Source organism: Paracoccus sp. MC1854 (genome assembly GCF_014164635.1).
Classification (GTDB): domain Bacteria; phylum Pseudomonadota; class Alphaproteobacteria; order Rhodobacterales; family Rhodobacteraceae; genus Paracoccus.
Map to the genome: position 1 here is coordinate 48,056 of NZ_JACJFU010000004.1, position 15,743 is coordinate 63,798.

General features: G+C 65.9%; 15 protein-coding genes. 11 read left to right on the plus strand and 4 right to left on the minus strand.

From position 1 onward, the window contains the following. Positions 1-25 precede the first annotated feature (25 nt). The 8 genes from H5395_RS04770 to trpB all read left to right on the plus strand — a co-directional run bounded on the left by H5395_RS04770 (position 26) and on the right by trpB (position 7,536). Positions 26-529, plus strand: coding sequence for a DUF2244 domain-containing protein (locus H5395_RS04770; protein WP_182791381.1), 504 nt, complete (start codon positions 26-28; stop codon positions 527-529). A 78-nt stretch (positions 530-607) separates the two neighbouring features. After that, positions 608-1,876, plus strand: coding sequence for a TCR/Tet family MFS transporter (locus tag H5395_RS04775; protein ID WP_182791382.1), 1,269 nt, complete (start codon positions 608-610; stop codon positions 1,874-1,876). Beyond that, positions 1,869-2,771: an alpha/beta hydrolase gene (locus H5395_RS04780; protein WP_182791383.1), complete on the plus strand. Its 903-nt coding sequence runs from the start codon at positions 1,869-1,871 to the stop codon at positions 2,769-2,771. Before H5395_RS04775 ends, H5395_RS04780 begins: the two co-directional genes overlap by 8 nt. Positions 2,772-2,957: 186 nt before the next feature. Further along, a complete protein-coding gene (rpsA, locus tag H5395_RS04785) occupies positions 2,958-4,637 on the plus strand; it encodes a 30S ribosomal protein S1 (RefSeq protein ID WP_182791384.1) in 1,680 nt (559 codons plus the stop codon). Positions 4,638-4,797: 160 nt separating this feature from the next. Further along, positions 4,798-5,094 (plus strand): integration host factor subunit beta, encoded by a 297-nt coding sequence (gene ihfB / locus H5395_RS04790; protein ID WP_182791385.1) that lies wholly within the window; start codon positions 4,798-4,800, stop codon positions 5,092-5,094. 96 nt (positions 5,095-5,190) lie between these two features. Beyond that, positions 5,191-5,613, plus strand: a complete 423-nt coding sequence (locus H5395_RS04795; RefSeq protein ID WP_182791386.1) for a lipopolysaccharide assembly LapA domain-containing protein — start codon at positions 5,191-5,193, stop codon at positions 5,611-5,613. Then, positions 5,613-6,293, plus strand: coding sequence for a phosphoribosylanthranilate isomerase (locus tag H5395_RS04800; protein ID WP_182791387.1), 681 nt, complete (start codon positions 5,613-5,615; stop codon positions 6,291-6,293). Before H5395_RS04795 ends, H5395_RS04800 begins: the two co-directional genes overlap by 1 nt. 16 nt (positions 6,294-6,309) lie before the next feature. Beyond that, positions 6,310-7,536 (plus strand): tryptophan synthase subunit beta, encoded by a 1,227-nt coding sequence (trpB, locus tag H5395_RS04805; RefSeq protein ID WP_182791388.1) that lies wholly within the window; start codon positions 6,310-6,312, stop codon positions 7,534-7,536. A 3-nt stretch (positions 7,537-7,539) separates the two neighbouring features. Here trpB and H5395_RS04810 read toward each other — a convergent pair whose 3' ends face one another. From H5395_RS04810 to pth, 3 genes are all read right to left on the minus strand, one after another. Continuing rightward, positions 7,540-8,130 (minus strand): DUF4893 domain-containing protein, encoded by a 591-nt coding sequence (locus H5395_RS04810; RefSeq protein WP_182791389.1) that lies wholly within the window; start codon positions 8,128-8,130, stop codon positions 7,540-7,542. A 12-nt stretch (positions 8,131-8,142) separates the two neighbouring features. After that, complete coding sequence (locus tag H5395_RS04815) at positions 8,143-8,517, minus strand: DUF2237 family protein (protein ID WP_182791390.1); 375 nt, start codon at positions 8,515-8,517, stop codon at positions 8,143-8,145. An 87-nt stretch (positions 8,518-8,604) separates the two neighbouring features. Then, on the minus strand, positions 8,605-9,288 hold the full coding sequence (gene pth / locus H5395_RS04820; protein WP_182791530.1) for an aminoacyl-tRNA hydrolase: 684 nt from the start codon (positions 9,286-9,288) through the stop codon (positions 8,605-8,607). A 137-nt stretch (positions 9,289-9,425) separates the two neighbouring features. Here pth and H5395_RS04825 point away from each other — a divergent pair, with 137 nt between their 5' ends. Beyond that, positions 9,426-10,055, plus strand: a complete 630-nt coding sequence (locus H5395_RS04825; RefSeq protein ID WP_182791391.1) for an ATP-dependent Clp protease proteolytic subunit — start codon at positions 9,426-9,428, stop codon at positions 10,053-10,055. Positions 10,056-10,209: 154 nt separating this feature from the next. Next, complete coding sequence (gene clpX, locus H5395_RS04830; RefSeq protein WP_182791392.1) at positions 10,210-11,475, plus strand: ATP-dependent Clp protease ATP-binding subunit ClpX; 1,266 nt, start codon at positions 10,210-10,212, stop codon at positions 11,473-11,475. 734 nt (positions 11,476-12,209) lie between these two features. Here the strand turns inward: clpX and H5395_RS04835 are convergent. Next, complete coding sequence (locus H5395_RS04835) at positions 12,210-12,968, minus strand: Crp/Fnr family transcriptional regulator (RefSeq protein ID WP_182791393.1); 759 nt, start codon at positions 12,966-12,968, stop codon at positions 12,210-12,212. 417 nt (positions 12,969-13,385) lie between these two features. Here H5395_RS04835 and glf point away from each other — a divergent pair, with 417 nt between their 5' ends. Continuing rightward, positions 13,386-15,740: a UDP-galactopyranose mutase gene (gene glf, locus H5395_RS04840; RefSeq protein ID WP_220494820.1), complete on the plus strand. Its 2,355-nt coding sequence runs from the start codon at positions 13,386-13,388 to the stop codon at positions 15,738-15,740. Positions 15,741-15,743: the final 3 nt, after the last annotated feature.

Consider the following 15,743-nt stretch of genomic DNA (forward strand, 5'->3'; position numbering starts at 1 on the left):
CATCCCCGAGGACCGGCAGACCCCCATGCCCTATGCCTGGCAGCCAGACGAGCCTGACGGAACCCGCCGGCTGCTGATCTGGCGCCACCGCTCGCTGACGCCGGAAGGGTTCGTCTGGGTGATCGGTCTGACGGCCGGGGCCCTGACCCTGCCGCTTCTGGCCGTGGTCGGCTCGGCAGTGATGTGGGGGCTTCTGCCCTTCGCGCTGGCGGCGCTGGCGGGATTATGGTTCGCGGTTCAGCGTGACTGGAAAGGCGGCGGCCCGGTCGAGGAAGTCGCCCTGACCCCCGCCGTGATGTCCGTCATCCGCCGCGACCCCGGCCGGGCGGATCGCCACTGGCAGGGCAATCCCTACTGGGTCCGGCTCCGGCTGCGGCGGGATGGGCCGGTCGATGACTACCTCACCCTCTCGGACGGGCAGCGCGAGATCGAACTTGGTGCCTTTCTCAGCCCCGAAGAACGGCGCGCGCTGCAGGCCGACCTGTCGGCCGCGCTGGCGCAGATCGGAAATTCCCGCCTGCGGCCCTGAGTTGCGCGGCGTCCGCGCTTTCTCTTGCGCCCGCCGCATGGCAGAGAGCGGGCAGCATCGCCCCGGGTTTTTTCCTCCATGTCCGAGATCCCTCTCCGCTCCCGCGCCGACCGACGCCGCGCGGCCTTTCGCCGCAAGGCGGGACGGGCGGCGCGGATCTTCGTGCTGCTGACGGTGCTGATCGACGCGACCGGCATGGGGCTGATCTTTCCGGTCATGCCCGACCTGCTGGAGGAATTGACCGGGCAGAACCTGTCGGGCGCCGCCGTCTGGGGCGGCATCCTCGGCACGGCTTACGCGGCGATGCAGTTCCTGTTCGGGCCGGTGGTCGGCAACCTGTCGGACGCCTATGGCCGCCGCCCGGTGATGCTGACCGCGCTGTTCGTGATGACGCTGGACTATGTGCTGCTGGCCCTGGCCCATACCGTCACGCTGATCCTGATCGGCCGCATCGTCGGCGGCATCATGGCCGCGACCCATGCGACGGCGGCGGCCTACATGGCCGACATCTCGACACCCGAGGAAAAGGGCCGCAACTTCGGCCTGATCGGGGCGGCCTTCGGGGTGGGCTTCGTGCTGGGGCCGGTGCTGGGCAGCCTCGCCTCGACCATCGACCTGCGGGCGCCCTTCTGGATCGCGGGCGGGCTGGCCTTCGCCAACATGATCTTCGGCTGGTTCGTCCTGCCGGAAACGGTCACGCGGTCCATCCGCCGGCCCTTCAACTGGCAGCGCGCCAATCCGCTGGCGTCCTTTTCGGCAATCGGCAAGCTGCCGGGAATCGCCCCCCTGCTGGCCGTCTATGCGCTGTTCAACCTTGCCAGCTATGTCTACCCGGCAGTCTGGAGCTTCTTCGGCAAGGCCCGCTTCGGCTGGGACCCGCTGCATATCGGCCTGTCGCTGGCGGCCTTCGGCATCGCCATCGCCTTCGTGCAGGGCGTGATGGTCGGACCCGCCATCCGCCGCTTCGGCGCGGGCCGCACGGTGGTCGTGGGCTTTGCGCTGGAAATCGCGGCGCTCGTCTTCTACGGTTTCGTCACCAGCCCGGTTCTGGCGCTTGCGCTGACCCCGCTGGCCGCCATCGCGGGATTGGGAGGACCGGCCTTGCAGCAGATCATGTCCAACCTTGCCCGCGACGACCAGCAGGGGGAACTGCAGGGCGTGCTGTCCTCGGTCGCGGCGGTCGCGATGGGGCTGTCGCCGCTGATCATGACCGGTATCTTCGCCTTCTCCACGCGGGAAAACGCGGCGTTCCATGCGCCGGGGATGCCCTTCCTTGCCGCCGCCGCGATGATGCTGCTGGCGCTGGCGGTCTTCGTCATGGCCCGCAGGGCTGCACGCCATGACTGACAGGGCGGGCTCGCGCGAGATGCGGCGTCTGGGCAAGCTGGCCCGGGCCATGATCCAGCCCTTCGCCAGGCGTCCCTGGCTGATCCGGCCGCTGATGCGCTCGGGGCTGCTGGCCCGCGACTTCCCGCTGCCCCGCCGCACCCGGCGCGAGCTTTCCACGGAACTGCGCCGGGTGCAGGGCCGCAAGGTCTGGACACTGGCGCCGAAGGACGCGGCCAGGGACGCGCCGCTGATCCTTTACCTGCATGGCGGGGCCTATGTCTGCGGGATCACCACGGTGCATTGGCATTTCCTGACCAGCCTTGCACAAAGGAGCGCGGTGATCGAGGTGCCGCTTTACGGCCTCGGCCCGAAGCATGATTTCCGCGAAGCCTATGCGCTGCTCGACGAACTCTGGGCCGGGATCGCGCAGCGCCATCCCGGTCGGCCGGTGACGATCATGGGCGACTCGGCCGGCGGAGGGCTTGCGCTGGGTTTTGCGTTGCACCTGCGGGACAGCGGCCGGAGCCTGCCCGAAAGCCTCGTGCTGCTTTCCCCCTGGGTGGACATCGCCTCAACCGACCCGCAGGTGGATGAGCGCAGGCAGGACGACCCGATGCTGGCGCGGGCAGGCGCAGAACTGGCCGCCAAGGTCTGGGCGAATGGTGCGGACCCGGACGATCCCCGGCTCAGCCCGATGAACGGCGACCTGACCGGCCTGCCGCCGACCGACATCTACCAGGGCACCCGTGACATGCTGCGCCCGCAGGTCGAGGCGCTGGCGGACAAGCTGCGCGCGGCGGGGGTGCGGGTGGACCTGACGCTCTGTCCCGGCGGGCTGCATGTCTATCCGATCTTCGACACCCCTGAAAGCAAGGCTGCGCGGGACCGCATCTCGGCCCGCCTGGCGGGCTGACACCTTGCCAGCGACGCGGCTTTCGGCTATGGGGCTGATCCAAGTCTTGTGAACGACATGGCCAGAACAGGCCGCTTTGGAACGGGTCGGGCTTTTGCCGCGACCCTTTCGCGTTACGCAGGGCAGACAGACCGGCGGAGCCAACCGCATGGCCAGCAACCCGACTTACAAGGACACACCTGCCGCATGGCGAAACAAACATCCATGGAGGAATTCGAAGCCCTCCTCAACGAAAGCTTCGAGATCGACACCCCGGACGAAGGTTCGGTCGTCAAGGGTCGCGTCCTCGCCATCGAGGCGGGGCAGGCCATCATCGACGTCGGCTACAAGATGGAAGGCCGCGTCGATCTGAAGGAATTCGCCAATCCCGGCGAAGAGCCGAACCTGAAGGTCGGCGACGAGGTCGAGGTTTACCTGGACCGCGTGGAAAACGCCCGCGGCGAAGCCTCGATCTCGCGCGAGAAGGCTCGCCGCGAGGAAGCCTGGGACCGTCTGGAACAGGCCTACGCCAAGGAAGAGCGCGTCGAAGGCGCCATCTTCGGCCGCGTCAAGGGCGGCTTCACCGTCGATCTGGGCGGCGCCGTGGCCTTCCTGCCCGGTTCGCAGGTCGATGTCCGCCCCGTGCGTGACGCAGGTCCGCTGATGGGTCTGAAGCAGCCCTTCCAGATCCTCAAGATGGATCGTCGCCGCGGCAATATCGTCGTGTCGCGCCGCGCCATCCTGGAAGAAAGCCGGGCCGAACAGCGTGCCGAGGTCATTTCCAACCTGCACGAAGGTCAGGTTGTCGATGGCGTCGTCAAGAACATCACCGAATACGGCGCCTTCGTCGATCTGGGCGGCGTGGACGGCCTGCTGCACGTCACCGACATGGCTTGGCGCCGCGTGAACCACCCCTCGGAAATCCTGTCGATCGGAGAGACCGTCAAGGTCCAGGTCGTCAAGATCAACAAGGAAACCCACCGCATCAGCCTCGGGATGAAGCAGCTCCAGTCCGATCCGTGGGACACGGTGAGCGACAAGTTCCCGCTCGGGTCCGTCCACAAGGGCCGCGTGACCAACATCACCGACTACGGCGCCTTCGTGGAACTGGAAGCCGGTGTCGAGGGTCTGGTCCACGTTTCGGAAATGAGCTGGACCAAGAAGAACGTCCATCCCGGCAAGATCGTCTCCACCTCGCAAGAGGTTGACGTCATGGTGCTGGAGATCGACGAGCAGAAGCGCCGCGTCTCGCTTGGCCTCAAGCAGACCATGCGCAACCCGTGGGAAGTCTTTGCCGAAACCCACCCGGCCGGCACGCCCATCGAGGGCGAGGTCAAGAACATCACCGAGTTCGGTCTGTTCGTCGGCCTGGAAGGCGACATCGACGGCATGGTCCACCTGTCCGACATCAGCTGGGACCAGCGCGGAGAGGATGCGATCCAGAACTATCGCAAGGGCGACACCGTCCAGGCGGTCGTTCAGGAAGTCGATATCGACAAGGAACGCATAAGCCTGTCGATCAAGGCCATGGAAAACGACACCATGTCCGAGGCCGTTGATGGCGTGAAGCGGGGCGATGTCGTCACCGCCGAAGTCACCGCGATCGAGGATGGCGGGATCGAGGTGGAGTATAACGGCGTCAAGTCGTTCATCCGCCGCTCGGACCTTGCCCGCGACCGTCAGGACCAGCGCCCCGAGCGTTTCTCGGTCGGCGACAAGGTCGATGTGCGCGTGACCAACATCGACACCAAGACCCGCCGTCTGGGCCTGTCGATCAAGGCTCGCGAGATCGCCGAGGAAAAGGAAGCGATCGACCAGTATGGCTCGTCCGATTCGGGCGCGTCGCTGGGCGACATCCTTGGCGCGGCGCTGAAGAACCGCGGCTGAGGCACGCTTCAGGACAAGATCGGCCGTCCCCCCGCGGGGGCGGCCTTTTTCATTGTGGGGATTGCGGCGGGGCAGAAAACTTGCAACCTTTTCAGTCCGGTCGCGTTTGAAACCTTATTCGTGTCCCGCGCGGCCGACCTATAACGAGAACAGGGCGCCCATGATCCGTTCCGAATTGATTCAGAAGATCGCCGAGGAAAATCCCCATCTTTTCCAGCGCGATGTCGAACGGATCGTCAGCACCGTCTTCGACGAGATCATCGACGCCATGGCCCGCGGAGAGCGGGTCGAGCTTCGCGGCTTCGGGGCCTTTTCGGTCAAGCAGCGGCAGGCGCGTCAGGGCCGCAACCCGCGCACGGGCGAAACCGTGCAGGTGGTGGAAAAGCATGTGCCCTTCTTCAAGACCGGCAAGCTGCTGCGCGACCGGCTGAACGGGCTGGATCAGCAGGACGAGTGAGGACGAGGCGCGCGTGGCTGTTGCACCCGCCGCCGGGTTGAACGAAACTGCGCCGCGATGCCCGGCCATTCGGGCCGGAAGGTGAAGGTCTTTCCCATGCGCTATCTGCGGATGCTGTTTGTCGTGCTGCTGGCTGTGATCCTGATCGGCGTGGCGCTGGCCAACCGGCAACTGGTGACGGTCAGCCTGTTTCCCGATCGGGTGGACGGCTTCATTGCCGGCGACTGGTCGGCGCAGATGCCGCTGTTCCTGGTGATCATCATGTCGCTTCTGATCGGCATGATCCTGGGGCTGATCTGGGAATGGATGCGCGAATCGGTCCTGCGTCGGGAATCGGCCCAGCGCGCGCATGAGCTTCAGGTGCTGGAACGCGAGGTCGGCCAGGTCCGCAAGACCCATCACGCCCCGCGTGACGAGGTGCTGGCGATCCTCGACGCATCAAAATCCAAGGCAGGCCCCGTCCCGGCTGTCGTCACCACGCGCACCACCTACGCGCCCGCCCTGCCCGCCCGCCGCTGATGGCGGTCGTCAAGATATGCGGAATCACCCGCCCGGCGGACCTTTCCGCCGTGGCAGAGGCCGGCGCGCGCTATGCAGGACTTGTGTTCTTTCCGAAGTCTTCCCGCCATGTGTCGATCGAGACGGCAAGGACGCTCGCGCTTGCCGCGCCGCCGGGCGTCGCCCGTGTCGGCCTGTTCGTGAACCCCGACGATGCCGCGCTGGAGGCCGTGCTGGACCGCGTGCCACTGGACATCATCCAGTTGCATGGCAGCGAAACTCCTGCACGGGTTGCCGAGGTCAAGGCGCGCAGCGGACTTCCGGTGATGAAGGCCGTGGGCATCGCGGCGGCGGCCGATCTGGACGCGCTGTGGGATTATGGGCTGGCCGCCGACCTGCTGCTGGTGGATGCCAAGGCCTCGCCGGATGCGGCGCTGCCCGGGGGCAACGGGCTGGCCTTTGACTGGCGACTGCTGGCGGGGCGGCGCATGCTCAAGCCCTGGATGCTGGCCGGGGGGCTGACGCCCGCGAACGTGTCCGAGGCTGTGCGGCTGACCGGCGCGCCGATGGTGGACGTGTCCTCAGGGGTCGAATCGGCGCCGGGGATCAAGGATCGCGCCCGCATCCGCGCCTTCGTGAATGCGGCCGAGGGTTCGTCTGGCTTTACGCCCGAGCCGAACGAGCCTAGAACATTCCCCTGACCGAAGGGGACGCATCATGCCCGAAGACCTCATCAACAGCTTCATGACCGGCCCGGACGAACAGGGCCGCTTCGGCATCTTCGGCGGCCGTTTTGTCAGCGAGACGCTGATGCCGCTGATCCTGGACCTTCAGGCGGAATACGAACGGGCCAAGACCGACCCCGCCTTCAAGGCCGAGATGGACGAGTTGTGGACGCATTACGTCGGCAGGCCCTCGCCGCTTTATAAAGCCGAGCGGCTGACGGAACGTCTGGGCGGCGCGACGATCTACATGAAGCGCGAGGAACTGAACCACACCGGCAGCCACAAGATCAACAACGTGCTGGGGCAGATTCTGCTGGCGCGCCGCATGGGCAAGACGCGGATCATCGCCGAAACCGGCGCGGGCCAGCATGGGGTGGCGACGGCCACCGTCTGCGCCCGCTTCGGGCTGAAATGCGTGGTCTACATGGGCGCTGAGGACGTGCGCCGCCAGCAGCCCAACGTGTTCCGCATGAAGCTGCTGGGGGCCGAGGTGGTGGCCGTCCAGTCCGGCCGCGGCACGCTGAAGGACGCAATGAACGACGCCCTGCGCGACTGGGTCACGAACGTCCGCGACACCTTCTACTGCATCGGCACCGTGGCGGGGCCGCATCCCTACCCGGCCATGGTGCGCGACTTCCAGCGCATCATCGGCGAGGAAACCAAGGCCCAGATCCTCGAACGCGAGGGCCGGCTGCCCGACACGGTGATTGCCGCGATCGGTGGCGGGTCCAATGCGATGGGGCTGTTCCATCCCTTCCTCGACGACCGTTCCGTGCGGATCATCGGGGTCGAGGCCGGGGGCAAGGGCGTGGACGAGACGATGCAGCATTGCGCGTCCCTGACCGGCGGGCGGCCGGGCGTGCTGCACGGCAACCGGACCTATCTTTTGCAGGACGAGGAAGGACAGATCCTCGAAGGCCATTCCATCAGCGCAGGGCTGGATTATCCCGGCATCGGGCCGGAACACGCCTGGCTGCGCGACGTGGGCCGCGCCGAATATGTCAGCGTGACGGACAGCGAGGCGCTGGCCGCCTTCACCCTTTGTTGCGAAACCGAAGGCATCATCCCGGCGCTGGAACCCTGCCATGCGCTGGCCCATATCGCCAAGATCGCGCCCGATCTGCCGCAGGATCACCTGATCGTGCTGAACCTCAGTGGCAGGGGCGACAAGGACATCTTCACCGTCGCCCGCCACCTGGGCGTGCAGGTCGAGGCGTAAGCCTCAGCGCGTCATCACCAGCACGTTCAGGATCGATTCGCGGTAGGGCAGCGGCAGGATCAGCCGCGCCTGCCCCTCGCCCGTGACTTCCAGCACGCCCACGTCAGGCAGCGTCTCGCTGGACTGAGTGTCGATCTCGGCCGGGAAATCGTCATAGCGGCGGGGTTGCTCGCCCTGCACGAAGGTGGAACCGAGATAGATCCAGCGGCCGTCGATCGGCCGGATCGTCCCGCTGGTCCGCTGCGAGCCGGTCAACTTGTCGAAATGCAGCACACCGTCCCGCGCCTCGATCCGGCAGCGGAACGGGGGGTAGGCCACCACGGCCATGTTGCCGCCCATCTTGGTCATGCTGCAGCGCCAGTCGCCGGTCAGCGTTTCGGCCAAGGCAGGATCGGCGGGCATCGCCGGGCCGCGCAGGGCGTTGGTGGCAAGGACAACATCCTCGTCGCTGCCGATGGCAAGCACCTGCCGCAGCGCCCGACCGGTGGCCGTATCAAGCTGGTCCATCCGCGCCTGATCGTCGGGCCGGATTTCCTGTGCGGCAACGGGAACGGCAAGCGGGACGGTCAGCGCCAGCGCAAGAAGCCTTGCCATGTTCGACCTTCCTTACTTCGCCGCGTCAACCGCATGGGCCCGCAGCAGTTCCAGCGGCACGATGTCGGTGGCCCGGACATGGGTGGCCGACAGCACGACCTTGGGGGCCGCGAACTCCTGCGCCGCCTGCAGGAAGCGGCCCGCGCAGACGCACCAGCGGTCGCCTGCCTTCAGGCCCGCGAAGCCGTATTCGGGGCGAGGCGTGGACAGGTCGTTGCCGAGGTATTTCGAGAAGGCCAGGAATTCGGCCGTCGCAACCACGCAGACCGTGTGGCTGCCGCGATCCTCGGGGCCGGTGTCGCAGCAGCCGTTGCGGTAGAACCCGGTCAGCGGCCGCGCCGAACAGGGCTGGAGCTTCTGGCCCAGGACGTTGACCGAGGGTTCCATCGGGGCTTCCTTCTTCGGCGCCGGACCAGGGCTTCGCCCCCTCGTCCTATACGACGATTTCAAGATATTAATACAAAGAAGAATGAGCTAGTGAAAACGGTTGCCGAGCGCGCGCAGGCGGTCAGCCATGCCGAGGGGCTGAAGGTCCGGCTTCGTTCCTGCCTCGGCGGGCTTTTCGACAGAGCGAGACGGCTTCTGGGGGGCGAGTGCGACCCGAGCGGCCAGCGCCGTGCCGAAAGCCGCGCCGTCGCCTCGCGCAAGGGCCTCGGCCCCGTCCGAGATACCGCGCAGGAGGTCGTCCAGCATCGCCTCCTCGGCCTTGGCGAAGTCGGAAAGGACGTATCCGCTGACCTTGTCCTTGTGGCCGGGGTGGCCGATGCCGACCCTGAGGCGGCGGTAGTCCTCTCCGATATGCTGGTGGATCGAACGCAGCCCGTTGTGGCCGGCGTGCCCGCCCCCGGTCTTCAGCCGGCAGGTGCCGGGCGCGAGGTCGAGTTCGTCGTGCAGCACCAGCACCTCGGCGGGGGTGAGTTTCAGATAGCGCATCGCCTCGCCCACCGACTGGCCCGACAGGTTCATGAAGCTCTGCGGCTTCAGCGCAGTAACGCGCTGCTCGCCCAGCCGGCCTTCCGCCACGAGGCCCTGGAAGCGCGATTTCCACGGCGAGAAGCCGTGGTCGACGGCGATCCGATCCACCGCCATGAAGCCGATGTTGTGCCGGTTGCCGGCATATTTCGCGCCGGGGTTGCCCAGTCCCACCATCAACAGCATCGGCATTTCCCGCGCATTCGACCCATCCCTTGCGGTGGACCTCGCCTGTAACTAAGACTCTGTCAAGTTTTCGCCCCTATGAAAGACCGGAACAGGACGGTCGGCGGCGAATCGAAATCAGCAAGCGACGGGGCGAGATGCAGGATCCGGCAGAATACTACATGAACACGCTCGTCCCCATGGTCGTCGAACAGACCAGCCGTGGCGAACGGGCCTATGATATCTTCTCGCGGCTGCTCAAGGAACGGATCATCTTTCTGTCCGGGCCGGTGCATGACGGGATGTCCACGCTGGTCTGCGCGCAGCTTCTGTTTCTTGAGGCGGAGAACCCGTCCAAGGACATCAGCATGTACATCAACAGCCCCGGCGGCATCGTGACCTCGGGGCTGTCGATCTACGACACGATGCAGTATATCCGCCCGCGGATCTCGACGCTGGTGATCGGGCAAGCAGCGTCCATGGGCTCGCTGCTGCTGGCGGCGGGGGAAAAGGGGTCGCGCTATTCGTTGCCCAACAGCCGGATCATGGTCCACCAGCCCTCGGGCGGGTTCCAGGGCACGGCCTCGGACATCCTGATCCACGCGCAGGAAACCGAGAAGCTCAAGCGGCGCCTGAACGAGATCTATGTCAAGCACACCGGCCGCACGCTGGAGGAGGTCGAGCAGGCGCTGGAACGCGACCGCTTCATGTCCCCCGACGAGGCGAAGGACTGGGGTCTGATCGACGACATCCTGGATGCGCGAGGCAAGGCCGTTCCCGAAACTTGAGCGTCCGCGCGCCCGCCAGGGAAAAGCGGGATTGTGACGGACGACTGCCCTGCATAGATTGGGCGGACAACCATAAGGCGCCCTTGGGCGCACGCCGAACCGCGCGGATGGCCTGATCCGCCCGCGCGGTCCCTGACAGGCAAGGATGACGACCATGGCAAACCAGCCCGGCGGCGACAGCAAGAACACGCTCTACTGCAGCTTCTGCGGCAAGAGCCAGCATGAGGTTCGCAAGCTTATTGCGGGTCCGACCGTGTTCATCTGCGACGAATGCGTCGAGTTGTGCATGGACATCATCCGCGAGGAAACGAAAAGCTCGGGGCTGAAGACCGGCGACGGTGTGCCGCCCCCGCGCGAGATCATGGCGGTCCTGGACGACTATGTGATCGGCCAGGAACACGCCAAGCGGGTGCTGTCGGTCGCGGTTCACAACCACTACAAGCGGCTGAACCACAGTTCCAAGTCTGATATCGAGCTGGCGAAATCGAACATCCTGCTGATTGGCCCGACCGGCTGCGGCAAGACGCTGCTGGCGCAGACGCTGGCGCGGATTCTGGATGTGCCGTTCACGATGGCGGATGCGACCACGCTGACCGAGGCCGGTTACGTGGGCGAGGATGTCGAGAACATCATCCTCAAGCTGCTGCAGGCGTCGGAATACAACGTGGAACGCGCCCAGCGCGGCATCGTCTACATCGACGAGGTCGACAAGATCACCCGCAAGTCCGACAACCCCTCGATCACCCGCGACGTGTCGGGCGAGGGCGTCCAGCAGGCGCTGCTGAAGATCATGGAAGGCACCGTGGCCAGCGTCCCGCCGCAGGGGGGCCGCAAGCATCCGCAGCAGGAGTTTCTGCAGGTGGACACGACCAACATCCTGTTCATCTGCGGCGGCGCCTTTGCGGGGCTGGAACGGATCATCGCCCAGCGCAACAAGGGCACGGCGATGGGCTTTGGCGCATCCGTCAAGGACAACGACGACCGCGGCGTGGGCGAGGTGTTCAAGTCGCTTGAACCCGAGGATCTGCTGAAGTTCGGCCTGATCCCCGAGTTCGTCGGCCGCCTGCCGGTGATCGCCACCCTGACCGACCTGGACGAAGAGGCGCTGATCACCATCCTGACCCAGCCCAAGAACGCGCTGGTCAAGCAGTATCAGCGGCTGTTCGATCTTGAGGACGTGAAGCTGACCTTCACCGAGGACGCGCTGAAGGCGATTGCCCGCCGCGCGATCAAGCGCAAGACCGGCGCCCGGGGTTTGCGGTCCATCATGGAGGACATCCTGCTCGACAGCATGTTCGAACTGCCGGGTCTCGACAGCGTGACCGAGGTAGTCGTGAACGAGGAGGCGGTGGACAACCCCGCGGCCCGCCCGCTGCATATTCATGCGGACTCGAAGGAAAAGCCCGCTGCGGTGGGCTGACGGAACGGCTGTTCTGCAATACTGCCCGGCCAGCCTTCCCGTAAGGTTGGCCGAGTTGATTGAGCAGGGCTTCATGCTTGCCGTGAGCGTCCGTCGATAGGCGCGACCTCTGTAACAGTTGGCCCTTGCCGTGCAGCAGGCTGGTCGTTCAGTGGCAAAGGGCTGCTGCCGCGTGTGTTGCCGCACGCCCCTCCGTCCATTTACTGAGCCGGCTGCTGGACCGACGGGGCCTCAGGCTTGCCGTAAGCGTGGGCCTGAAAGCAGGGCGTCTATAACAGGGTCCCCTTCCCGTGCAGCGGTGTTCACCCACTGTCTTGCGGAAAGCCCACCATCCATCTGCTGACCTGCTGACGGTTGCCTTGCGTCATTCCCCGATGCAACCGCGTTTCGTCTCAGCGAACCCGCACGGCTCGGCAAGGCTATGCACCCAAACAGAACGCCTTGTTTCCCGACATGAAGCCGAGGTCGTTGGAAAGCCGGGTGGCGAGCGTATCTGCTGCGCGACATTGCCTCGGTCCCCAAGCCAGCCTGATGCGCGCCTTTCTCACCCTGACCGCAGATCGGGCATCACCAGCAGGCAGCCATGAAGCATTGCAGGTCTTGGTCTGCGGTCTATCGAGGCATGGAACACGGGCAAAGGCCGATCGATCTTGCCCGCGCACATTCCGGCTAGGACGTGCAGGGCTGCGGGCAAGCACCGCATCCGTCGTGCCCTTGCCGGAAAACGCGTGCGCTCAGCCCAAGGCGGCCTTGTCCATTGCCACGCGCAGGCCGAGCAACTGCTGGATCTCTGCGGCGACAGATGGGGCAAGATAAAGGTAATCGGGCGAATAATGCCCCGCGCGGGCCAGTGCCGGCAGGTTGCCGAGGCTCACGATCCCGTCGGATACCGTGCATAGCCCGTCCAGCCTCAGCTCACCCAGCAGCCGGTTGACATGGACCGAGGTCATGCCGGCAATCTCGGCCAGCTCGTTCTGGGACAAGGGAAGATCGTAGCGGTCGATGCCGCACAACCCGCGTGCATAGAGCCGCACGAACATCTCGATCAGGAAATTCGCCACCCGCGCCTTGCCGGCCAGCCGGCCCAAGCGGAAGATCCAGTAGCGGTGGATCGATGAGTCGATCAGGGACACCCGCCACAACTTGTGGTAAAGATCCGGCTCGGTCTCGCGCAGGGCGTCGAGCCTGTCATGCCCCGTCGCGGTGACCTCGACCTCGTTCAGCGTCACCACGTCATGGTGCAGCCAAGGCAGCACATAGGCATCGATGTCGAAGAAATCGCCGGGGATGTGGATGCCGAGGAACTGCCGGCCGCCCTGCCGGTCCGTGCAGTAGCGGCCGACCATGCCGCGCGTGAGATAAAGGCTGCGCCTCAGCGGGATGCCGGCCTTGATCAGCCGCGTCCGGCCCCGGACAGTGACAGGGTCTGATGCAAGGCTTTCCATGAGCCGCGCTTCCTCGGTGGAGAACAGGTCCGGATAAGAGCGGTTCAACAGCATGGGGTCTTCTCGCTTGTGGATGTTGATCGGCAGGTTGCAGGCCATCGTCGCGAGGCGGGAACCACTGGCGTCAACCAATGTTATCACGTTTGGATGATGCCTTCGTGATCCTTTTATGGCCTACTTCAACGCAATGAGTATCTGCAAGTGGATCGGACGCCACATGGCTCTTGCCGCAACGATGACGCATGTGCCGGGAAAGGCGTTTGCCGAGTTGCGATGCTGAGGCATGTTTTGCCGGTGAGAGGCCTTGAAACGCGGCCTTCCAAGCTGTTCCGGACGCAGGTCGGCGGCCGGATCTCGGATCATCCCGTGAAAAACTCTGCCATGTCACCGTCGGGCGGGCCGGCAATTCCGGACGCACGGCCGCCGCGCGGGGCATGTTCGCCGCGCAGGAAAGGATAAGAAAAAATGCACGACGTTTCGCCCCTGTTGTCTGCGGCTTTCTGTGACGAGCATGGCAGTTCCGCACCGCTGATCTGCTTTTCGCACCTGCGTTGGGATTTCGTCCTGCAACGGCCGCAGCACCTGATGGGCCGGTTCGCCAGAAAGCAGCGCGTGCTGTTCTGGGAGGAGGCGATTCCGACCACCCATCACCTGCCCTATCTGGAATTCCACGCCTTCCCCGGCACCACCGTGCAGGCGATCCGCCCCCGCGTCCCCGACCACTGGAGCCGCGAGGAGCAGGAAGCCGCCCTGCCCCGGCTGCTCGACCAGATGCTGGCGCTGACAGGCATCAGGCGGCCGGTGTTGTGGTTCTACACTCCGATGATGTGGCCGATCGCCCGGCACGTCGATGCCGCGGCCGTCGTCTATGACTGCATGGACGAGTTGTCCGCCTTCCGCTTCGCCCCGCCCGAACTGCGCCAGCGCGAGGACGAGCTGATGGGGGCCGCCGATGCCGTCTTCACCGGCGGCTGGTCGATCTGGGAGGCCAAACGCCACCGCCACGACAACATCCACGCCTTCCCGTCCTCGGTGGATACCGCCCATTTCGCCACCGCCCGCCGCCCGGCTGGGCCAGAGCCGCATGACATGGCCGGCATCCCGCATCCGCGCTTGGGCTATTACGGCGTGATCGACGAACGGCTGGACCTGGACCTGATCGCCGCCGTCGCCCAGGCCCGCCCCGACTGGCAGATCGTCATGGTCGGCCCGCTCGCCAAGCTGGGCGAGCATGACCTGCCCCGCGCCCCGAACATCCACTGGCTGGGACAGAAGGACTATGCCCATCTGCCGGACTATCTGGCCGGCTGGGACGTGGCGCTGATGCCCTTCGCGATCAACGAGGCCACGCGCTTCATCTCGCCCACCAAGACGCCCGAGTATCTGGCGGGCGGGCGGCCGGTTGTTTCGACCGCGGTGCGCGACGTGCAGCGGCAGTATGGCGACATCGCCGCCGTCCATGTCGCCCATACGCATGACCAGTTCATCGCCGCCTGCGAGGCCGCGCTGCAGCAGGCCCGCCAGCCCGGCGCCTGGCGGGACGAGGCCGACCGGATGCTGTCCTCGATGAGCTGGGACGCCACCTTTGCAGCCATGGCCGCCCAGGTGGCCGCCGCCGCACGGCGCCGGGTTGAGCCGGCGCCGCTGGACCGCTTTCCCGCCCCCGGCATCCGCCGCGGCGCCCGCGGCTATGACGTGACCATCTGCGGCGGCGGCTTTGCCGGTTCGGTGCTGGCGCGGAAGCTGGCCGAGGATTCCGGCCAGCGCGTGCTGGTCGTGGACAAGCGCGAGCATATCGCGGGCAACGCCTATGACCACCGCGACGCGGCGGGCATCCTCGTCCACCGCTACGGCCCGCATATCTTCCACACCAACAGCGACGAGGTGGTGGGTTTCCTGTCCCGCTTCACCGACTGGCGGCCCTATGAGCATCGGGTGCTGGCGCAGGTGGGCGACAGGCAGGTGCCGATGCCGATCAACCGCACTACGCTGAACCAGCTTTACGGGCTGTCGCTGTCCTCGGACGAGGAGGCAGCCGCCTTCCTCGCCTCGCGGGCCGAGCCGGTGGCCGACATCAGGACCTCGCGCGACGTGGTGGTGAACGCGGTCGGGCGCGAGCTTTACGAGACGTTCTTCCAAGGCTACACCCGCAAGCAATGGGGGCTGGACCCAAGCCAGCTGGACAAGTCCGTGACCTCGCGGGTGCCGACGCGGACGAACACCGACGACCGCTACTTCACCGACAAGTTCCTGGCGATGCCGCGCGAGGGCTTCACCCGGATGTTCGAGCGGATGCTGGACCATCCCCTGATCGACATCGCGCTGGGGACGGACTTCCACGACCTTAAACCCGCGGACCGGGGGGCGCTGACGGTCTATACCGGCCCGATCGACGCCTATTTCGGGCATCGCTTCGGGCACCTGCCCTATCGCAGCCTGGCCTTCCGGCACGAGACCCTGCCCCAGCGCAAGCTGCAGCCGGTGGCGGTGGTGAACTATCCGGCCGAGGACGTGCCCTGGACGCGGATCACCGAATACAAGCACCTGACCGGCCAGGTGCATCCGATGACCTCGATCACCTATGAATACCCTTCGGCCGAGGGCGAGCCTTACTATCCGATCCCGCGTCCTGAAAATCAGGAACTGTTCCGCCGCTACGACGACCTTGCCCGTGCCGAGCGCGGCGTGATCTTCGCCGGGCGGCTGGGCAGCTACCGCTATTACAACATGGACCAGGTGGTCGGGCAGGCTTTGGCGACGCATCGCCGGCTTGCCGCCGAGCTTCTGCCTGCAGCGGCGGCGGCGCTGGGGGCAGAATAACAT